Origin of the sequence: Corynebacterium sp. TAE3-ERU2, from assembly GCF_019209955.1 — a bacterium.
GTDB classification, from domain to species: Bacteria; Actinomycetota; Actinomycetes; order Mycobacteriales; family Mycobacteriaceae; genus Corynebacterium; species Corynebacterium megadyptis.
In genome coordinates this window covers 123,107-142,161 of sequence record NZ_JAHUTL010000001.1, presented here as the reverse complement: position 1 = coordinate 142,161, position 19,055 = coordinate 123,107, and the positions used below count along the sequence as shown (strand labels likewise).

Sequence of the window (19,055 nt, the reverse complement as noted above, 5' to 3'; positions counted from 1 at the left end):
AGCTATGGCTGACATCGCCGCAGAACTGGTCTCCGTGGAACGCGTGCTGTGGTCCGGTCGGGCCACCATCGTCACCGCGCAGACCATCGAAGGTGAAATCGGCGTGTTGCCAGGGCATGAGCCTATGCTCGCTCAGCTCGTCGACAATGGCGTGGTGACTCTGACCGCGACAGACGGCCAGAAGAAGGTCGCCGCCTGCCAGGGTGGTTTCCTCTCCGTCACTCCGGAGAAGGTCACCGTGCTGGCCGACTATGCAACGTGGGCCGACGAGGTGGATTCTTCCGCCGCTGAGTCCGCATTGGCCACGGGCGACGCTGTGGAGAAGGCTCGGGCAGAAGCCGAGCTGAAGGCAGTTCGTCGCCACGCGGGCTAAAGCCCCAAGGCTGACACGCTACTGAATAAAGGCGCTATCCCAGACCGGGATGGCGCCTTTTTCTTGTGCCATATCTGTTCCCGTGCTGTGTCTGTTCCCGTGCTGTCACTGTTCTCGTCGCACGCGTATTGCCTTGCTTCGCCGCGCGTCTCACAGCAGACATCAGAGGAGATAGCGGTGAGTTGGCGTCGATAAGCGCAGCTAGAAGCAATAATGAAGAAGATGGTCTGCAATAGATGTAGACTGGGAATAATTTCCGAGTCTCTGAGTACCTGATGCGCGGCGGGAGAGTGGCAATGGAAGTGCGAGTGATCGCCAGTGTGATTATTGCGGCAGCCGGAGTGGCGGCCCTCCTCGTTCTGTGGCGATTTTTTACGCTGCGATCCCAGGGCACCCCGGTTATTATGCGGCGGCTGCCCGCCGAAGGAGTGCATGGCTGGCGTCACGGAATGCTCCGCTATCGCGGCATGGTGCTCTATTACTACAAGGTGCGCTCTCTTTTGCCTTCCCCGAATATGGTGTTCAGCCGGTCCGATACCCAGGTGGTATCCCGGCGCCGGATCACCGCGGGGGAGGCTTCTTTTATGGAGCCGTATCTGTCCATCCTGGAGCTAGATATCGCCGGCCAGCACTACGAAGTAGCCTTGGACGCGCACAGCGAAATGGCGCTGACCGCATGGATTGAAGCGGCGCCTTCACGGCAGCGCGTGCGCACCAATTTGCGGGCCGCACGCTCGTATTTTCGCGAAAGCCAGGGACATCAATAGCTCTCAGACCCCGCCGCTGACTCTGTTAATGTAGTCAGAATGCGTCTTGTGATTGCTCGTTGTTCCGTTGATTATGTGGGTCGGCTCGAGGCCCATCTCCCCACCGCCGATCGGCTGTTGATGATCAAAGCCGACGGCTCCGTGTCCATCCACGCCGATGATCGCGCCTATAAGCCGCTGAACTGGATGACACCTCCCTGCACGCTCACCGAGCAGGCCATCGACGATGCCGACGAGGCCGAGGCCGGGGTGCGGCTATGGGTGGTGGAAAACTCCAAAGGTGAGCAACTACGCATCACAGTCGAGGCCATCCACTCCGAATTGGAATACGACCTCGGCGAGGACCCAGGCCTGGAAAAAGACGGGGTGGAGCAGCACCTGCAGGAGCTCCTGGCCGAACACATCACCACCCTCGGCCCCGGCTATACGCTCATTCGCCGCGAGTATTTCACCGCGATCGGGCCGGTGGATATTCTTTGCCGCGACGAAAAAGGCCAGACCGTTGCGGTCGAGATCAAACGCCGCGGAGAAATCGATGGTGTGGAGCAGCTCACCCGCTACGTGGAGCTACTCAACCGCGACGAGCTGCTGAAACCGGTCCGCGGCGTCTTCGCCGCCCAGAAGATCAAGCCCCAGGCACGCACCCTGGCCGAAGATCGCGGGTTCTCCTGCGTAGTCCTCGACTATAACGAGCTGCGCGGGCTCGAATCCGACGAGCTGCGCCTGTTCTAAGCAGGGGAAAAGGCGGGTAGGTGGCGTCGATAAGCGGCGGTGCTACTACGCATCAGAGTGGCAGTGGAATAACCGCAGATACACGGGAGGTAAGTGTCGTGCCGCGGAGGAATCGCAGAAACACGACGGGCCGCTATGCCCGGCGCCCGTTGCCGCGCGATGGCAGCGGCTATTGGGGTACCCGCGTGGAGGAGGGGCCGAGTTATAGCTTCGGCCGCGACTATTATGTGCGCGAGATGGGCGGGCCCTCGGCGGTGAAGGACTATGTGTGCCCGGGCTGTCAGGGGCCGATCTACGCGGGCACGGCGCATATTGTGGCGTGGCCGAAAGACACGATGCGCGGTGCCGCTGATCGTCGTCATTGGCACCGCGCATGTTGGGCGCGCCGCTAGGGGCCGCGCCCAAAAGGGAGTGGGGGAGTTACTTCACCGGCTCAGTGAGCTCGAGAAGCACGCCGCCGGCATCCTTCGGGTGAACGAAGTTGATGCGGGCGCCGCCGGTGCCCTGCTTCGGTGCATCATAGAGCAGGCGCACGCCCTGGCTGCGCAGATGCTCGCAGAGGGCGTCCATGTCGTTGGTGCGCAGGCACATCTGCTGCAGGCCGGGGCCCTTCTTATCGATGAACTTCGCAATGGTGGACTGCTCGTTCAGCGGGGCGAGGAGCTGAATCATGCCGTCGGTGGCGGACATGTTTTTCGGGCCGATCATGGCCTCGTGCACGCCCTGTTCTTCATTGACCTCGTCGTGGTGGTTCACCCAGCCGAATGCGGAGCGGTAGAACTCCACGGCGGCGTCGAAGTCGGGAACAGCGATACCCACGTGGTCCAGGCAGACGACGTACTCGTGGGGAATCTCAATGCCAGAAATGTCATTACTCATGCTCCCCACTTTAAGCCACTTAGCAGCGGCTGTGGGGCAGAAGCCGGCCGCGAGAACTGAGAGAAACCACACTGTGACACAACACGAGCGCGTGTCGCTTATCGACGCCGCCCGCTGCCACCACACCCATCGCCGGTGGCAGCGCGGCCGCAAACACGCAGCTAGGATGTGTCCCATGTTGATTGCTTTTTCTGTCGCACCCACCGTCACTCCCACGACGGACGCCGAGATGTCTGGGGCTGTTGCTGAGGCGGTGCGCGTCGTGCGCGCCTCCGGCCTGCCCTGTGAAACCAATGCCATGTTCACCCTCGTCGAGGGCGACTGGGATGAGGTGATGGACGTGGTCAAGCGCGCCACGGAGGCGGTGATGGAGGTGAGTCCTCGGGTGTCGCTGGTGTTGAAGGCCGATATTCGGCCCGGCTACAGCGACCGGCTGAAGGGCAAAGTAGCATCGCTAGAAAAGCACCTGAGTGAGGCTGAGTGAGGATGCGGCCGAACTCACGGTAGACGACACTACGCAGAATTACACTACGCAGAATTACACTACGCAGAATTACACTACGCAGAACTAAGGAGCACCATGGCTGAGAACGCACCTGAACGATTTGTTGCTGGGGCTATTGATCTGGGGGAGGTGAAATCCCGCGCGGAGGCGAAGGGCCACACCCAGGGTCGCGATGCCGGGCACACCGTGGCACCGGTGGTGGATGTCACCGAGCAGAACATTAAGTCCGAGGTGCTGGAGCGTTCCATGCAGGTGCCGGTGGTGGTGCATATCGGTACCCAGCGCTCGCCCGAGTCCGCGGAGATGCACACCGTGTTGAGCCGTCTCGCCAACACGCAGGAGCAGATCAGCTGGATCTACGCATATCTGGACGCCGATCGCACCCCGCAGCTCGCCCAAGCGCTGGGCGTGCAGGGCCTGCCGACCGTGCTGGCGCTCGCCCAAGGCCAACCAATAACCGACTTCCAGGGCGGCCAGCCCGAGGAGGCGCTGCAGCAGTGGACCGCCGCCGTGGTGGGGGCTGTCGCCGGCAAACTCGAGGGGCTGCCGGGCGAGGAGCCGGAAGAAGATCCCCGTATTGCTCAGGTGCGTAGTCTCCTTGACGCCGCCGAGCCTGATCTCGACCAGGCGCTGCCGATCCTCGAGGAGGCCCTGGCCGAGCATCCGGAGGATCCGGAGCTGGTGCAGCTGTCTAAGCGTGCCGAGGTGATCCAGCGGGCCCGTGCAAGCGAGGCTGCCGCGGATGATGAGGGGGATGCGGCGCAGGGGGGCGTCGATAAGCACTACGCAGCAGCGGATGCGCTGATCGCGCATGGGCGTGTGGAGGAGGCCTTCGACGGGCTCATCGCGGCGATCACCCAGGCCGAGGGCGAAGAAAAGGCGGCCCTCAAGGACCGCCTCATCGAGCTTTTTGGCATGTACGAGACCGCTGACCCGCGCGTGTTGGCGGCGCGGGGCAAGCTGGCCTCGGCACTGTACTAGCTAGCTGTCTAGCCGGTACCACTGCGCGGAGAGCGCGGGGATGTGCAGCGTCGTGGAGTAGGGGTAGCCGTCCCAGGCGCTGTCGGTGGCGTCGAAGCCGCTGCCGATATCGTTGCCCGCGCCCTCATAGGCGCCGGCATCGGTGTTCAGCAGCAGCGACCACCGGCCGGCCTCCGGCACGCCGAGGGTATAGGCCTGCTGGGAGGAGCCACCGAAGTTGAAGACGCAGAGCAGCTTCTCGCCCTTATCGCCGGTGCGGTAGAAGGCGAGGATGTTGTTGTCCGCGTCATCGGACTTGGCCCACTGGAAACCGGCGGGGTCGCTATCGAGCGAATAGAGCGCCGGTAGCTCCTTGTAGTTGGAGTTGAGATCGCGCACCAGCTGGTGCACGCCGCGATGGTATTCGCCTTCCCAGCCCTCCATGTTTCCCCAATCGATGGAGCGGTTTTCATTCCACTCCTGCACCTGGGCAAACTCCTGGCCCTGGAAGAGCAGGTTCTTGCCTGGGTGCGCCCACATATAGGCGAGCAGGGTGCGCACGCCGGCGGCCTTGTTCCAAGGATCGCCGGGCATCCGGGTCCACAGAGTGCCCTTGCCGTGCACCACCTCGTCGTGGGAGATGGGCAGCACGTAGCGCTCCGAGTAGGCGTAGACCATCGAGAAGGTGATCTCGTTGTGGTGGTACTTGCGGTGGATGGGGTCCTGCGCGAAATACTCGAGGGTGTCGTTCATCCAGCCCATGTTCCACTTCAGGGAGAAGCCCAGGCCGTCGTTGTAGGTCGGGGCGGTGACACCCGGCCAGGAGGTGGACTCCTCCGCAATAGTGAGTACACCGGGGAAGGTACTGGCTACGGTGGCGTTGACTTCCTGCAGCAGCTGCTTGGCCTCGAGGTTTTCCCGGCCGCCGAATTGGTTGGGTAGCCACTCGCCCTCATCGCGGGAGTAATCCAGATACAGCATGGAGGCCACCGCGTCCACGCGCAGGCCGTCGATGTGGAATTCCTTGCACCAATACAGCGCATTGGCGACGAGGAAGTTGCGCACCTCGGTGCGGCCGAAGTCGAACACATAGGTGCCCCAGTCGCGCTGCTCGCCGCGGCGCCAGTCGGGGTGCTCGTAGAGGGCCTCGCCATCGAAGCGGGCGAGGGCGAATTCGTCCTTGGGGAAGTGCGCCGGCACCCAGTCCACGATCACGCCGATACCGCGGGCGTGGAAGGCATCCACGAGGGCACGGAATTGATCGGGGGTGCCCCAGCGCGACGTTGGTGCGTAGTAGCCTGAGACCTGATAGCCCCAGGAGCCGCCGAAGGGGTGCTCCGCCACCGGCAGGAACTCCACGTGGGTGTAGCCCATGTGATCGACATAGTCCACCAGCTCGACGGCGAGATCCTCGTAGGTGCGCCCCTGCTTCCACGATCCGAGATGCACCTCGTAGACGCTCATCGGCTCGGTCTGAGCATTGGAACGCGCCCGCTTGGTGATCCAGGCATCGTCCTTCCACTCATAGGTGGATTCGTTAATGATCGATCCCGTCGCTGGGGGCACCTCCGCCTGGCGAGCCATGGGATCGGCCTTATCGCGGCGGTAGCCCTCCTTGCTCTGGATGGCGTACTTATACACCTCGCCCACGCCGACGTTGGGGATAAACACCTCCCACACACCCGAGGACCCGAGCGAACGCATCGGGTACTGGGCCGGGTTCCACCCGGAGAAGCTTCCCACCACGGCGACACCGATCGCGTTCGGCGCCCACACCGCGAAGGAGGTGCCGACCACCGGACCCATCTCCGTGTCGATGGTGCGCACATGTGAGCCCAGCACCTCCCAGAGTCGCTCATGGCGGCCCTCACCAATCAGGTACAGGTCCGTCTCGCCGAGCGTGGGCAGGAAGTGGTAGCCATCAGCGACGGTGATCGGTTCCATCCCCGGCCAGGTGACGCGCAGGCGATAGTCAATCGGCTCCGAGGACTCGAGCAGCATGGCGAAAATGCCATCCGTGGTGTGCACCGCCTCGTGGGTGCCGCCATCAGCAGTGAGGATCTCCACCTTCTCCGCGCCGGGTTGGCGGGTGCGGATCACCGCGCCGCTCGGGGTGGCGTGCCAGCCGTAGAAAGCATGGGGGTCGTGGTGCTGGCAATACCGCAGACGCTGCAAGTCGTGGTCGGGGATGCCGAGGGTGGGATCGTGAGGATCGAAGGGCATGGGGTGAGCTTTCTGTCGGATGGTCGGGTGTTTGAGCTACTACGCAGAAGAGTACGCGGTGTAGCGGATCGGGCTGAGAGCTGTCGTGTCCTCTGCCGGATCGGCGGTGGGCACGCGCCCTGAGAGGGTGGCGCACGGCACTGTGGGCAGGGGCGGAGCGGATGCCACGAAGAGCGAGGGGCGCCGGTGCTCAGCGGCGCGAGACGCTTATCGACGCCGTCTCGCTGCCACTCGCACTCTGCTGCGTAGTGCTACCCGCCGCAGTCGGTGCCGCGCCGGGCACCGCAGCTGCCAGCCCTCAGTGCCGACGGTGGGACTAGAGGCGATAGTCCTCGATGGTGCGCCACGCCAGTGCTTCGCGCCGGGTAGGGGGCACGTCGGGCAGCACGAAGATGTGCGCGACGTTCTCCCAGGGCTTGAGGTTGACGTAGTTGGCGGCGCTCCAGGTGTAGCGGTTGCCGGTGATCTGGTCGGTGACCTCGAACTCGGCATCCCAGTCCTGGCCGATGGCCTCCATGTTGAGGCGCACGGTGGCTGCGTGCTCGTTCCACGGGTCGAGATTGACGATCACCAGCACGGTGTTGCCGGTGAGGGCGTCCACCTTGGAGTAGGCGATCATCTGCTCGGAGTCGATGTCGTGGAAGTGGATGGAGCGCAGCTGCTGCAGGGCGGGCTGCTCGTGGCGAATCCGGTTGAGGGTGGTGATATAGGGCTCGAGGGAGTCGCCATTGCGCAGTGCGGCCTCGAAGTCGCGGGGGCGCAGCTCGTATTTCTCGGAGTCCATATACTCCTCGCTGCCGGGGGCCACGGCCTCGCCTTCGTAGAGCTCGAAGCCGGAGTACATGCCCCACAGCGGGGAGAGGGTGGTGGCCAGGGTGGCGCGGATAGCGAAGGCGCCACGGCCGCCCTCCTGCAAGGAGGCGTGGAGAATGTCGGGAGTATTGACAAAGAGATTGGGCCGCGAGATATCGGCCATGCGGGCAATCTCTTGGCCGAACTCGGTGAGCTCTTGCTTGGAGGTCTGCCAGGTGAAGTAGGTGTAGCTCTGCGAGAAACCTGCCTTGGCCAGGCCGTAGAGGCGCGGGCGGCGGGTGAAGGCCTCGGCGAGGAAGATCACCTCAGGGTTGGTCTCATGCACGGTGGCGATGAGCCACTCCCAGAAGTTGGTGGGCTTGGTGTGCGGGTTGTCCACGCGGAAGGTGGTCACGCCTCGCTTGATCCAGAACTTCACCACGCGCAGGACTTCGTCGTAGATGCCCTGTTGATCATTGTCGAAGTTGAGCGGGTAGATGTCCTGGTACTTCTTGGGCGGGTTTTCCGCATAGGCGATGGTGCCGTCCGGAAGGACGGTAAACCACTCGGGATGATCCTTAGCCCAGGGGTGATCGGGGGCGCATTGCAGCGCCAAGTCGAGGGCGATCTCGAGGTCCAGTTCCTTGGCGCGGGCGATAAGGGCGTCGAAGTCCTCGAGGGTGCCGAGCTGGGGGTGGACGGCGTCGTGGCCGCCGTCGCTGGAGCCGATGGCCCAGGGCGAGCCCACATCGTTCGGCTCGGTCACCAGGGTGTTGTTGCGGCCCTTGCGGTTGATCTCGCCGATGGGGTGGATCGGCGGGAAGTAGACAGTATCAAAGCCCATGGCCTTAATCCGCGGCAGTTGCTCCGCGGTGCTGGCGAAGGTGCCGTGCACGGGCGCGCCGGAGTCATCCCAGCCGCCGGTGGAACGGGGGAAGAGCTCATACCACGAGCTAACCAGGGCCTTGCGGCGCATGACCTCGACCTTGTGGGTGCGGCCGCGGGTGAGCAGTTCGCGCAGCGGGTGCAGGTCCAAGATGCCGAGGATGTCCTTCGAGAGCGCGGGCGCGACGCGGGCGCGGACCTCGGCGTCGGAACGCAGCGTGGCGGCGACGTCGAGAAGCTGCTGCTGATAGGTCTTCGGCGCTTTCTTGGCGGCGCGCTCGAAGAGCTGGGCGCCGGTCTCCAGATCGTTGGCCAGCTCGGCTGCGGACTGGCCGGCGTGGATTTTGGCGGTGACCGCGTGGCGCCAGGTGGCCATGGGATCGGACCAGGCGTCCACGCGGAAGCTCCACTGACCCGGCACATCGGGCACGAAGATCGCGTGGTGCTCGTCCTGATCGAAGGCATCCGCGCTCATCGGGATGCGCTTCATCTTCGGAGCCACGGAGGACTCTTTGGGTCCTTTAACGTTGAGGGTGGCGGAAATAGCATCATGCCCCTCGCGCCAGACGAGGGCGAAGACGGGAACGACCTCACCAACGACGGCCTTGGAGGGGCAACGATTCCCTGAGATGTACGGGCGGACGTCATCAATACCGAGTCTGCCAGTCACAATAGACACCACTTTCTCTCGCTCCGCGCCGGCCGAAAAGGGCTCGAGCGCGGGGCAGTTTTATATAGACGATTTTGTATAGACGATGCGACGTTGAACCCCAAGTCTACTGGCTCAGAAGGGGAATTACAGGGTGCTGCTTTTGGTATTTTGACCACAGTTATAGGTGATAGTGACCAGTGCTCGGCGCGCGCTCAATCGATCCCGCCGCGCGCCACCGCCGCGCGCTGAGTCGACGCCACCGCAGCCGCCGGGGCGCCGCTAGGGCGCCGCAGGGGGAGGCCAGGGTGTGGCTCGCCCACAGCACTGCATTTTTCCGCCATGATGGAGGCTATGAGTTCCTCGCCTGTAGCCCCCACGGATCCGGACCTGCTGATCGATTTTCGTGATATTTCTTTCGTGCGCGATGGTCGCGCCCTCCTGGGCAATATCACCTGGCAGGTGGAGCTGGACGAGCGCTGGGTGGTGATCGGCCCGAATGGTGCGGGCAAGACCACCCTGTTCCGCTTAGCCGCCGCAGAGGCCTTCCCCACGAGTGGTGTGGCCTTTCTCATGGGCGAGCAAGTGGGCAAGACCGATATGCGCGATCTGCGCACCATGATCGGCATGACCTCCTCGGCGATCGGCACCCGCATCCCCGAGGATGAAAAGGTGGCGGATCTGGTGATCTCCGCCGGCTATGCCATTCTCGGCCGCTGGCGCGAGGCCTATGAGGAAATGGACTTCGAGCACGCCATCGACACCCTCGAGCAGGTAGGCGCCCTGCATCTGCGGGATCGCACCTGGGGAACGCTCAGCGAGGGCGAGAAGAAGCGGGTGCTCATCGCCCGCGCCTTGATGACCAATCCCGAGCTGTTGCTTCTCGACGAACCGGGCGCGGGCCTCGACCTCGGCGGCCGCGAAGACCTCGTGGGCTATCTCGGCGATCTCGCCATGGACCCCGATGCGCCGGCCACGGTGATGATCACCCACCACGTGGAGGAAATCCCCCGCGGATTCACCCACGCGCTGCTTCTCGACGAGGGCGGCATCGTCGCCCAGGGCCTCATTGATGATGTCCTCACCAGTGAGAACCTCACCACCACTTTCCACCAGCAGATCACCTTGGATCGTATCGACGGCCGCTATTTCGCCCGTCGCTCCCGCACCGGTGGGGCGCACCGCGCCCCGCGTTCCTAGGGCTACTACGCAGCAGAGTGATGGAGCGTCCCACCGCCCGCGATCTCTCCCAGGCCGCCCTGCGGCTGCCGCCGGGCCACACCCCGCCCGCCCCGCGGCTGGCAGCCACGGTGGTATTAGTACGCGACGGGCAGGCCGGTCTTGAGGTCTATGCCCAGCACCGAGTGAACTCCATGCCCACCTTCCCCTCGGCCACGGTATTTCCCGGTGGTGGGGTGGACCGCGGCGACTATCTTTCTTCCGCTATGCACGCTGCGTTGTGGCAGGGGCCGTCGCCTGAGCAGTGGGCACACAGACTCGGAGTTGCGCCGAACCACGCTGCGGCGATTGTGACCGCCGCGGTCCGCGAACTCTTCGAAGAAACCGGCACGCTCATTGCCTGCGAGGGCACGCAGGAGCTGCTGCGGCGGGCGGATAGGTTTCATCAGCAACGCCTCGCGCTCGAGTCCAAGCAGCTCGGATTCGGCGATTTCCTGCACACCCAGCAGCTGCAGATAGCGTCCTCGCTGCTGCACCCCTTCGCCCGCTGGATCGGCCCTCCCGGCGCGGCACGCAGCTTCGATGCTTTTTCCTTTGTGGTGGTTGCACCGCGCGAACAGCGACCCGATGCGGTCTCTGGGGAAACAACGACTGCCGGCTGGTACCGCCCCCAGGAGCTGCTTGATGGCTGGGCTGAGGGAACAGTGCAGCTCGTGCTGCCGACTTGGTCGAAGCTGCGGGTGCTCAGCGCCGTGGATTCTGTCGCCGCGCTCTTAGCGACGCTGCCAGAGGTGGACATGGAGCCGATCGTCGATAAGCCGGAATGCAATAGCTATTTCGGACGTGTGATCTCTGATGCGTAGTAGCAGTGGGGGCGGCAACTACACTGTAGGGCTATGTCCTTAAGCCCGAGCGAGGTGCATTTTCTCGCATCCCACGGTCCCGCCATCGCGCACTGGGCGCGGGAGCATGCCTGCACGAAGGCGAGCATGATCGCCGATCACGCCGCCGCCCGCGCGGAGTTCGGCGACTATGGTCGCGCTGTCGTTGAGCTGGTGAGTGCTCGCCGCTCGGCAGCGCAGAAGTTCCGCACCGGTGGCGAGGAGCTGCTGATGTGCCAGGAATCTGCCCAACAGGCCACCCCGTGGCAGGTGGCGGCTGCCCGCGCCGAGCGGCTACGGGCGCTGTGTGGAGAGCAGGCGTTGGTCAATGATGTCACCTGCTCGATCGGCAGTGAGGGCTTAGAGCTCACTCGCGCCGGGCTGCGCTATCTCGGTTCGGATCTCGATCCGGCGCGGGTGGCCATGGCGGCCCACAACCTGGCGCAGGGTTGGTGCGTGCGCGCCGATGCCCTCGCCCCAGTGGCGCCCGGCGCCGATGTGGTGGTGGCGGATCCGGCGCGCCGGGCTGGTGGGCGGCGCATCACCAAGGTGCAGGATCTGGTGCCGCCGCTGCCGGATCTTCTGGCGGCCTATCCGGATACCCCTGTGGTGGTGAAGTGCGCCCCGGGCATCGACTACGCAGAATGGCCGGGGCTGGTGACGGTGGCGAGCGTGGCGGGGGCGGTGAAAGAAACCTGCCTCTATTCCGAGCAGCTCGGCGCGAGCGGCCGCGAGGCCTGGGTGATCGACGAGGCGGGCACGGTGGATCGCTATACCAGTGCCGAGGAGCCGCCGGAGGCGCCCGTGGGCGAGGTGGGCCGCTATATCATCGACCCCGATGGGGCCGTGGTGCGGGCGGGGCTGGTGCGCGCCTATGCCCAGCGTCATGGGCTGTGGATGCTCAATGAGCACATTGCCTATCTCACTGGGGAGCAGATCCCGCCGGGAGCGAGTGGCTTCGAGGTGCTTGAGGCCGCGCCGTTGAAGCAGCTGCGGCAGGTGATGAAGCGGCGCGCGGCGGGGAGTCTGGAAATTCTGGTGCGCGGGGTGGATGTGGATCCCGATGTACTACGTAAAAAACTGAAACTGCGTGGATCGCAGGCCTATGCCTGCGTGATCGCCCGCCTCGATCGGGGCGCGATGGCCTTTGTCTGCCATCCGCGGAAGCATTACGATGGTGTCCGCTAAGCAAATAGACAACAAAAGTGTGTTGAAATACTGCCCGAAGGAGATTGAACGAGCTCATGCCAGCATTGGTTGCACTGGTCAAGCACGTACCCGATACGTGGTCCACGAAGTCGCTCGAGGAGGATTTCACCCTCGACCGCGAGGCGGCGGACGAGGTGATCGATGAGATCAACGAGTACTCGGTGGAACAGGCACTACGCATTAAAGAGGCGCACCCCGATGCCGGCTTCCGCGTGGTGGCGCTGAGCATGGGCCCCGAGGGCGCCGAGGAGTGCCTGCGCAAGGCCCTCGCCATGGGTGCCGATGACGCGGTATTGCTTGTCGACGATTCTCTGGCGGGCTCCGACACGATGGGCACAGCCTGGGCGCTGCACAACGCGATCAACACCATCGATGATGTGGCGCTCATTATTGCTGGTAATGCCTCCTCCGATGGGCAGATGGGCATGATCCCGGGCATTTTGGCGGAATATCGCCAGCTCCCGGCGCTGACCATGGTGGCCGATGTGGACGCCGATCCGGAGGCAGGGACCGTGCAGGCCACGCGCACCGACCACCAGGGCAGCTATGAGATGAGTGCGTCCTACCCGGCTGTTGTCTCCATCAGTGAGCGCGCCGCGAAGCCGCGCTTTCCTAACTTCAAGGGCATTATGGCTGCCAAGAAGGCCGAGATCACGCGGATCGATCTCGCCGCTATCGGGGTGGATCCCTCCCAGGTGGGCGTGGCCCACTCCGCCACCGTGGTGCAGTCCGCCACGCCGCGTCCGGAGCGCGGCTCCGGCCAGATCGTCCGCGACAACGGTGACGGCGCGAAGGCCATCGCCGATTACCTGTCCTCCGAGGGCCTGCTCTAAAGCGCAGTCAGAAAGGCGTAGTGAACAACAATGACATACGTACTTGTCAAGCATTCCAATGGTGAGCTCGACGCAGTCACGGCCGAGCTGATTAGCGCTGGCCGCCAGCTCGGCGAGGTCTCGGCGGTGGTGGTGGGCACCCCCGGTACCGCCGAGGGTTTTGCCGCCCAGCTGGGGCAGTGGGGCGCAGAAATGGTGATCGCCGCCGAGTCGGAGTCCGTTACCGAGCGGCTCATCATCCCCGAGGTGGATGCCCTGTCTATGCTCGCCGCGGGCCAGCCTGGCCCGATCGTGGTGGCAGCTGGGGTGGCTGGATCTGAGATCGCGGGGCGGCTTGCGGCGCGTGTCGCCTCGGGCGTGCTCAACGATGTGGTGGCGATCAACCCCGATGGCACCGCATCGCAGTCCATCTTCGGTGACCAATACTCGGTCACAGCCGCCGTGGGCGGCGAGAGCCCGATCTATGCGGTGCGTGGCGGCGCCATCACGCCCGATGCGGCACCGGCCGCCGGGGCGCTGGCCACCATCGATCTGCCCGACTCCTCGCCGCTGGATGCTCAGGTCCGCTCCTTTATTCCCACCGAGCGTGGGGATCGTCCGCAGCTCACCCAGGCTCCTGTGGTGGTGGCCGGTGGGCGTGGCTTGTCCTCTGCCGATGGCTTCAAGACCCTGGCCGAGCCGCTGGCGGATCTCTTCGATGGTGCGGTGGGCGCGACCCGCGACGCAGTGGACGAGGGCTTCTACGACGGCAACTATCAGATCGGCCAAACCGGTGTGACCGTCTCGCCGGATCTATATATCGGCCTCGGTCTCTCCGGTGCCATCCAGCACAAATCCGGTATGCAGACCGCCAAGCGCATCGTGGTGATCAATAGCGATGAAGACGCCCCGATCTTCGAGATCGCGGACTTCGGCGTGGTCGGCGATGTCGACGAGGTGGTGCCGCAGCTGATCGAGGAGATCACCAACCGTCGCGGCTAGATAACTCCCTGTGCCCGCGTCGTCTACGTAGGGGGTAGCGACAGGCGCGGGTGGGGGAGTACGGGATGGGGCTCTGCTGCGTAGTAGCACAACCGGATGTAGGAGAAGCCAAGGAAGCAATGAAGCGCATCTATCTGGACTACGCAGCAACAGCACCGCTGCGCGAGACCGCTCGCCAGGTGTGGATCGAGGCCTCGGGGGCGCTCAACCCCGGCGGGCAGTATGGCTCGGGGCGGGCGGCGAATGCGCTGCTGTCCGAGGCGCGCGAAACTATTGCCGAGTGCCTCGATTGCGAACCCATTGAGGTAATTTTCTGCGGTTCGGGAACTGAGGCCGACAATCTGGCCGTCGCCGGGTTCGCGCAGGCCCAGCCCGAGCTGCCCGTGGCGAGTAGCCCGATCGAGCACCCGGCTGTGCGGGAGGTCGTGGCCCGCCGCGAGTGCGAATATTTCACCGTCAGCCCCGGCGGCGCGGTGGACGAAGACTCCATCCGCTCGGTGCTGTCCACCCCGCACTCGGTGGCCACGATGATGCTGGCCAATAACGAAACCGGGGTCGTGCAGCCGGTAGAAACTCTGGTGGATGCAGCCGCGGCGGTGGATACGCCCGTGCATATCGACGCCGTCCAGGCGGTGGGGCACATCCCCGTGAGTTTCCGTGAGCTCGGGGCACACACCCTAGCGGCGAGCGCGCATAAATTTGGCGGTCCCCGCGGGGTGGGGCTGCTGCTCGCCCGGCGCTCGCCGGTGCCGCAGCCGATTCTGTGTGGCGGCGGGCAGCAGCGCGGTATCCGCCCCGGCACTGTGGACGTGGCGGGAGCAGTGGCCACGGCTGCGGCTTTGCGGGAGGCGTGCGCGGAGATGAGCGTCGAAAAGCAGCGCCTAGAAGATGTGCGTGAGCGACTACGCAGTGGACTTCGGGACTCCATCGAGAATGTGCTCATGCATGGTGAGGGACAGCAGCTCTTGCCGGGGCATCTGCACTTCAGCGTGCCCGGGGCGGAGGGCGATAGCTTGATCATGCTCGCCGATAGCGCGGGGATCGAGTGCGCCACGGGCTCGGCGTGCGCGGCCGGGGTGAATCGCGCGAGCGAGGTGTTGCTGGCGATGGGGGTCTCGGAGGCGGATGCGCGCTCGGCGGTGCGTATGACGCTGGGGCGCACCACATGCGAGGAGGATATTGCGCGCGTCGTGGAGGAGTTTCCGCGGATTGTTGAGATGGCCCGCGTCGCTGGGATGTGCTGAAGCGGGCTGGTAGGGCGATCCGGCGCCCGTTTAATGGAATCGGTTTCCAATAGGGTATGGTGATGGGCCATGAGTTCACCTATCACACCTGCTGCCACGACCCCTGTCACCGTATTGTCGGGATTTTTAGGGGCGGGCAAAACCACGCTGCTCAATCACCTGTTACACGATGCCCGCGAGCGAAAAATCGCGGTGATCGTCAACGACTTCTCCGAAATCAACATCGACGCCGATCTCATCGCCAAGGGCAGTCACCTCGAGCGCGGGGAGGAGCGCTTCGTGGAACTGTCCAATGGCTGCATCTGCTGCACACTGCGTGAGGACCTCGTGGACAGCGTCGGCGAGCTAGCCCGCTCGCGGCGCTTCGATCACATCGTCATCGAATCCACCGGTATCTCCGAACCGATGCCCGTGGCGGCCACGTTCGAGTGGACCTTCGACGACGGCACCCGTTTGTGCGATGTCGCCCCCATCAACTCGATGGTCACGCTCGTCGATGCCTCCACCTTCATCACCCAGCTGCAGCGCGGCGCCAGCTTCGACGAAAACGACGAGCGCACCATCGCCGATCTGCTCGTGGAGCAAACAGAATTCGCCGATCTCATCCTCATCACCAAAACCGATATCGCCGGCGAAGCCGCAACGGGGGCGACCATCGACGCGGTGCGCGCGATGAACCCGCGGGCGCGTATCGTGCCCGTGACCCACGGCGAGATCGCCGCCGACGCCATCCTCGACTCCGCCCTCTACGACGCCCACACCGCGGCAACCTACCAGGGCTATACCGAGGAGCTCGCGAATCCGCACACACCCGAAACCGAGGAGTACGGGATTTCCTCCGTGGTCTTTCGTGGGGATCGCCCCTTTGATCGCGAGCGCTTGGTACAGGCACTACGCAGCACAACTGGATTGGTACGTTCCAAGGGCCATTGCTGGCTCGCCGATCGCCTCGAGATGGCCCACGTGTGGAGCCAAGCAGGGCCCAATCTCACCATTCAGCCAGCCGCGCCCTGGGCGAGCGCAGGGGTGGCTCCCTCCAATGAAGTCGTGCTCATCGGGGTGAATTTCGATCAGCGTGCGGCGCTGCAGGCCTTCGAGGAGGCCATGCTCACCGACGAGGAGGCACGGGCGTTGGTGCAGGTATAACTGCCGCTGCGGCCGCTGCAACGGCGGCAACGGCGCTTTTGGGTGCGGCTAGCGGAAGTCGCATCGGGCGGGAACGATGCTGCTGCGTAGTGCATCGGGATCCGGCAGCGCCCGATCGGAGGCCACCAGCACCGCGTTGGCGGCGCGAGCAGAACCCGATTTCAACACAGCGGCGGGGGCGATGATCCCGGTGTGTGCGAAAAATTCGTCGAGCACCACACGTTCGGCCCGCGCTGCGCCGGAGGTATTGGCGACGTAGATCCCGTCCGCGCTCAGGCTGCGGTGCACATTGTGCACGAACTCCCGCTCGGTGAGGGCTGCGGGCACCGCGCCGCCGGCGAAGCAGTCGCGGATGATGACATCGCGTGATTCGGGCCGAAAGGATGCGGTGGTGGCGGCGGCCTCGCCGACGCGGATCTTTATCTGTGGGGCGCGCGGGATGTCGAACCATTCCCGCACCTTTTCGGCGAGCACCGCGTCGTATTCCACCACCGAGTTGCGCGAGCGCGGATACACGTCCGCGAAGTAGCGCGGCAACGAACAGCCGCCCCCGCCCAAGTGGGTGATGCGCAGCCGCTGCGGATCAAGCTGCGCCCGCACATGCTTATCGACGCAGGCCGCGATCCATTGCATGTAATCGAAAGCGAGATAGCGCGGTTCTCCGATTTTGAGGTGCGAAGAGGGGTGGCCATCAATATAGAGCCACCAGCCGTTATCGAATTTCAACGTCGCCTCGCCGTGGCTGAGCTCATAGTTTCCAGCAAGTGCCCGTGTGCTGGTGCTCGGATGCTTCTCGGTGCGGGAGCGGTTGCGGCGTGCCATATCGGTCCTTAGGTGGTGGGTGGGGTAGTCGAGCAGGTGGCTACGTGGTCCTCGGGCGGTTGTTCGAGAGTGTCGATTCCCATGAGTTCGCGGAATAGGTGCGACTTCACCATGATCTCCTCCCATTCCTCAGCCGGGGTAGATAGGGCTGTGATCGCCCCGCCTACTCCGAAGCTCACCGTGGTGCCCTTGATGATGAAGGAGCGGATCACCATGCCAAGGTCGATGGCGCCGCTGCTACTGAGATAGCCGAGCGCCCCAGAATAGATGCCACGCGGGGCGCCTTCGAGCTGGTGAAGGATTCTCATCGTCGATATCTTGGGCGCGCCCGTCATAGAGCCACCAGGGAAGCAATCGCGCACGAGAGGGAGGGCATCGTCTCTACTGCGTAGTAGCCCAGAGACAGTAGAGACCAACTGGTGCACGCTCGGGTAGCTTTCAACGTCGAAGAGTTTCTCTACCGTGATCGAGCCTGGCTGGCAGTGGTGGGTGAGATCGTTGCGTACCAAATCGACGATCATCAAATTTTCGGCCTGTTCTTTTTCGGTGTGTAGCTCGGCTGCTAAAGCACGATCGGTGGCGGGGTCGCTGTCGCGGCGCCGAGTTCCTTTGATCGGTTTCGATACCGCCCGGCCGGAGGCATCGATGCTGAGCATCTTTTCTGGCGAGCAGGACAGGATCTGCACGTCGGGAAATTCGAGCAAGGCCGAATAGGGGGCGGGGTGGCGGCGTCGTAAATAGTCGAAGGCCGCGCACACATCCAGCTCTGCCTCCACCTCCAGCTGCGTAGTCAGACACACCTCATAGGTATCGCCGTCGAGGATGTGGCGTTGCGCCTGAATGATTTTGTCCATGTAGCTGGCGCGATCGTCGCGGATACGCGGCGGCGAGAGCAGCGTCACCGGCGGGCGCGCCGGCGGATGGCTGGGCTGGGCCATAGGGTGCTGCTCGGCGGGCAGGGGAGCAAGCGCGGAGATGGCGTCGATAAGCGACTGCTCGAGGCCGCCGCGGCCGAGCAGATGCATCTGCCCCTGTTCGCGATCGATCACGACGCAGCAGTCCACCCACATCCACTGGCTGGCCGGATCGGCGGAACGGGCGGTGGTGGCGGCGTCGGGGTCGTGCGTGGGCGTCTCATAGTCGAAGTAGCCCACCCAGCCGAGCGTGAATGCCCCCAGCTCCGGGGCGTCGCGGTCGATGTGCACGGTCGGCATGCTGGGCGCATCGGCGAAACCGAAGGACTCCACCCGGGAGCCGATGCCAAGATAGCTGAAGCGATCGGCGGCGGCGCTGAGCCACATGGAGGCTGATGCGTAGTAGCGCGCCCACTGGCGGACTACGCAGTAGAGCTCCGACTCCTCGACGAGATGCGCGAAGCTATGAATCTGCACCTGGCAGCCGGCATGTTCGGCAGCTAGATGCAGGAAGTTATCGAGAATCTGCAGCCCCGCATCCGTGCGAATCGACTCGGGGTGAAACTGCACACCCCACTGCGGCAGACTGCGATGCGCGATCGCCTGGATCACCCCATCACTGGAACGAGCCAGCACCTCCATGCACTCGGGCAGGCGGGTAATCGCCAGCGAATGATAGCGCGTCGCTGCGCAGTCCTGCTCCACGCCGCGAAACAGCGGATGCTCGGTGTGGCTGATCGAGTCGACCCGCCCGTGCATCGGCTCCGGGGCGTGGCGCACCTCGCCGCCATTGACCACCGCCATCGCCTGCGCGCCCAGACAGATCCCCAACACCGGAATGCCGCGAGCCGTAGCCGCCTCCAGCGCCGAGCTGGAACAGCCCAGCGCCGCCGGATCGTGCGGACTGCCCGGGCCCGGCGATAAGACGATCGCGTCCACAGCGTCGAGCGGGGGCAGCGGAGCGCTGTTGCGTAGTACGGTCACGCTGGCGCCGAGACGGTGAAAGTAGTCAACGAGGTTATAGGTAAACGAATCGACATTATCGATCAGCAGAACCTTCATGGGCCTTAATCCTAGAAGC

General features: G+C 64.2%; 18 protein-coding genes. 13 read left to right on the top strand and 5 right to left on the bottom strand.

Going from position 1 to position 19,055, the window contains the following annotated elements; all coding sequences use genetic code 11:
- The first annotated feature begins 4 nt into the window (after nucleotides 1-4).
- The 4 genes from KRX12_RS00605 (at nucleotide 5) to KRX12_RS00590 (ending at nucleotide 2,264) form a co-directional block, all read left to right on the top strand.
- Nucleotides 5-373 carry a F0F1 ATP synthase subunit epsilon gene (locus KRX12_RS00605; RefSeq protein ID WP_218363777.1) on the top strand — a complete coding sequence of 123 codons (369 nt, stop codon included), beginning with the start codon at nucleotides 5-7 and terminating at the stop codon, nucleotides 371-373.
- 308 nt (nucleotides 374-681) lie between these two features.
- Nucleotides 682-1,140, top strand: coding sequence for a DUF2550 domain-containing protein (locus KRX12_RS00600; RefSeq protein WP_218363776.1), 459 nt, complete (start codon nucleotides 682-684; stop codon nucleotides 1,138-1,140).
- 39 nt (nucleotides 1,141-1,179) lie between these two features.
- Complete coding sequence (gene nucS / locus KRX12_RS00595; RefSeq protein WP_218365392.1) at nucleotides 1,180-1,872, top strand: endonuclease NucS; 693 nt, start codon at nucleotides 1,180-1,182, stop codon at nucleotides 1,870-1,872.
- Between the two features lie 98 nt (nucleotides 1,873-1,970).
- Complete coding sequence (locus KRX12_RS00590; protein WP_192796161.1) at nucleotides 1,971-2,264, top strand: hypothetical protein; 294 nt, start codon at nucleotides 1,971-1,973, stop codon at nucleotides 2,262-2,264.
- Nucleotides 2,265-2,292: 28 nt separating this feature from the next.
- On the opposite strand, the gene mce is transcribed toward KRX12_RS00590, so the two are convergent.
- Complete coding sequence (gene mce, locus KRX12_RS00585) at nucleotides 2,293-2,751, bottom strand: methylmalonyl-CoA epimerase (protein ID WP_218365391.1); 459 nt, start codon at nucleotides 2,749-2,751, stop codon at nucleotides 2,293-2,295.
- A gap of 175 nt (nucleotides 2,752-2,926) precedes the next feature.
- Between mce and KRX12_RS00580 the strand changes: the two genes are divergently transcribed.
- Together KRX12_RS00580 and KRX12_RS00575 are read left to right on the top strand one after the other, a co-directional pair.
- Nucleotides 2,927-3,235, top strand: coding sequence for a thiamine-binding protein (locus KRX12_RS00580; RefSeq protein ID WP_218364327.1), 309 nt, complete (start codon nucleotides 2,927-2,929; stop codon nucleotides 3,233-3,235).
- A 96-nt stretch (nucleotides 3,236-3,331) separates the two neighbouring features.
- The gene (locus KRX12_RS00575) at nucleotides 3,332-4,237 is read left to right on the top strand and encodes a tetratricopeptide repeat protein (protein WP_218363774.1); all 906 of its coding nucleotides are present in this window, start codon (nucleotides 3,332-3,334) and stop codon (nucleotides 4,235-4,237) included.
- Here KRX12_RS00575 and glgB read toward each other — a convergent pair whose 3' ends face one another.
- Together glgB and KRX12_RS00565 are read right to left on the bottom strand one after the other, a co-directional pair.
- The gene (gene glgB / locus KRX12_RS00570; protein ID WP_218365390.1) at nucleotides 4,238-6,439 is read right to left on the bottom strand and encodes a 1,4-alpha-glucan branching protein GlgB; all 2,202 of its coding nucleotides are present in this window, start codon (nucleotides 6,437-6,439) and stop codon (nucleotides 4,238-4,240) included.
- Nucleotides 6,440-6,755: 316 nt separating this feature from the next.
- Entirely contained in the window at nucleotides 6,756-8,786 is a 2,031-nt protein-coding gene (locus KRX12_RS00565; protein ID WP_218365389.1) for an alpha-1,4-glucan--maltose-1-phosphate maltosyltransferase, read from the bottom strand.
- Nucleotides 8,787-9,107: 321 nt separating this feature from the next.
- Here KRX12_RS00565 and KRX12_RS00560 point away from each other — a divergent pair, with 321 nt between their 5' ends.
- The 7 genes from KRX12_RS00560 to KRX12_RS00530 all read left to right on the top strand — a co-directional run bounded on the left by KRX12_RS00560 (nucleotide 9,108) and on the right by KRX12_RS00530 (nucleotide 16,238).
- Nucleotides 9,108-9,965, top strand: coding sequence for an ABC transporter ATP-binding protein (locus KRX12_RS00560; RefSeq protein WP_218363771.1), 858 nt, complete (start codon nucleotides 9,108-9,110; stop codon nucleotides 9,963-9,965).
- A 20-nt stretch (nucleotides 9,966-9,985) separates the two neighbouring features.
- Nucleotides 9,986-10,807 carry an NUDIX hydrolase gene (locus tag KRX12_RS00555; protein WP_218365388.1) on the top strand — a complete coding sequence of 274 codons (822 nt, stop codon included), beginning with the start codon at nucleotides 9,986-9,988 and terminating at the stop codon, nucleotides 10,805-10,807.
- A gap of 33 nt (nucleotides 10,808-10,840) precedes the next feature.
- The gene (locus tag KRX12_RS00550; protein WP_218365387.1) at nucleotides 10,841-12,013 is read left to right on the top strand and encodes an SAM-dependent methyltransferase; all 1,173 of its coding nucleotides are present in this window, start codon (nucleotides 10,841-10,843) and stop codon (nucleotides 12,011-12,013) included.
- Nucleotides 12,014-12,069: 56 nt separating this feature from the next.
- On the top strand, nucleotides 12,070-12,867 hold the full coding sequence (locus tag KRX12_RS00545; protein WP_151549044.1) for an electron transfer flavoprotein subunit beta/FixA family protein: 798 nt from the start codon (nucleotides 12,070-12,072) through the stop codon (nucleotides 12,865-12,867).
- A gap of 30 nt (nucleotides 12,868-12,897) precedes the next feature.
- Nucleotides 12,898-13,848: an electron transfer flavoprotein subunit alpha/FixB family protein gene (locus KRX12_RS00540; RefSeq protein WP_218365386.1), complete on the top strand. Its 951-nt coding sequence runs from the start codon at nucleotides 12,898-12,900 to the stop codon at nucleotides 13,846-13,848.
- A gap of 119 nt (nucleotides 13,849-13,967) precedes the next feature.
- The gene (locus KRX12_RS00535; RefSeq protein ID WP_218365385.1) at nucleotides 13,968-15,092 is read left to right on the top strand and encodes a cysteine desulfurase family protein; all 1,125 of its coding nucleotides are present in this window, start codon (nucleotides 13,968-13,970) and stop codon (nucleotides 15,090-15,092) included.
- A 69-nt stretch (nucleotides 15,093-15,161) separates the two neighbouring features.
- Nucleotides 15,162-16,238 (top strand): GTP-binding protein, encoded by a 1,077-nt coding sequence (locus tag KRX12_RS00530; RefSeq protein WP_218365384.1) that lies wholly within the window; start codon nucleotides 15,162-15,164, stop codon nucleotides 16,236-16,238.
- A 48-nt stretch (nucleotides 16,239-16,286) separates the two neighbouring features.
- Here the strand turns inward: KRX12_RS00530 and KRX12_RS00525 are convergent, their stop codons facing one another.
- Both KRX12_RS00525 and KRX12_RS00520 read right to left on the bottom strand, forming a co-directional pair.
- Nucleotides 16,287-17,060 (bottom strand): spermidine synthase, encoded by a 774-nt coding sequence (locus KRX12_RS00525; protein ID WP_218365383.1) that lies wholly within the window; start codon nucleotides 17,058-17,060, stop codon nucleotides 16,287-16,289.
- Between the two features lie 8 nt (nucleotides 17,061-17,068).
- Complete coding sequence (locus KRX12_RS00520; RefSeq protein WP_218365382.1) at nucleotides 17,069-19,036, bottom strand: chorismate-binding protein; 1,968 nt, start codon at nucleotides 19,034-19,036, stop codon at nucleotides 17,069-17,071.
- Nucleotides 19,037-19,055 lie beyond the last annotated feature (19 nt).

Coding starts and splice junctions, on each gene's coding strand:
- KRX12_RS00605 (WP_218363777.1), top strand. CDS start 5: ATGGCTGACATCGCCGCAGAACTGGTCTCCGTGGAACGCGTGCTGTGG.
- nucS (WP_218365392.1), top strand. CDS start 1,180: ATGCGTCTTGTGATTGCTCGTTGTTCCGTTGATTATGTGGGTCGGCTC.
- mce (WP_218365391.1), bottom strand. CDS start 2,751: ATGAGTAATGACATTTCTGGCATTGAGATTCCCCACGAGTACGTCGTC.
- KRX12_RS00580 (WP_218364327.1), top strand. CDS start 2,927: ATGTTGATTGCTTTTTCTGTCGCACCCACCGTCACTCCCACGACGGAC.
- KRX12_RS00575 (WP_218363774.1), top strand. CDS start 3,332: ATGGCTGAGAACGCACCTGAACGATTTGTTGCTGGGGCTATTGATCTG.
- glgB (WP_218365390.1), bottom strand. CDS start 6,439: ATGCCCTTCGATCCTCACGATCCCACCCTCGGCATCCCCGACCACGAC.
- KRX12_RS00560 (WP_218363771.1), top strand. CDS start 9,108: ATGATGGAGGCTATGAGTTCCTCGCCTGTAGCCCCCACGGATCCGGAC.
- KRX12_RS00555 (WP_218365388.1), top strand. CDS start 9,986: ATGGAGCGTCCCACCGCCCGCGATCTCTCCCAGGCCGCCCTGCGGCTG.
- KRX12_RS00550 (WP_218365387.1), top strand. CDS start 10,841: ATGTCCTTAAGCCCGAGCGAGGTGCATTTTCTCGCATCCCACGGTCCC.
- KRX12_RS00545 (WP_151549044.1), top strand. CDS start 12,070: ATGCCAGCATTGGTTGCACTGGTCAAGCACGTACCCGATACGTGGTCC.
- KRX12_RS00540 (WP_218365386.1), top strand. CDS start 12,898: ATGACATACGTACTTGTCAAGCATTCCAATGGTGAGCTCGACGCAGTC.
- KRX12_RS00535 (WP_218365385.1), top strand. CDS start 13,968: ATGAAGCGCATCTATCTGGACTACGCAGCAACAGCACCGCTGCGCGAG.
- KRX12_RS00530 (WP_218365384.1), top strand. CDS start 15,162: ATGAGTTCACCTATCACACCTGCTGCCACGACCCCTGTCACCGTATTG.
- KRX12_RS00525 (WP_218365383.1), bottom strand. CDS start 17,060: ATGGCACGCCGCAACCGCTCCCGCACCGAGAAGCATCCGAGCACCAGC.
- KRX12_RS00520 (WP_218365382.1), bottom strand. CDS start 19,036: ATGAAGGTTCTGCTGATCGATAATGTCGATTCGTTTACCTATAACCTC.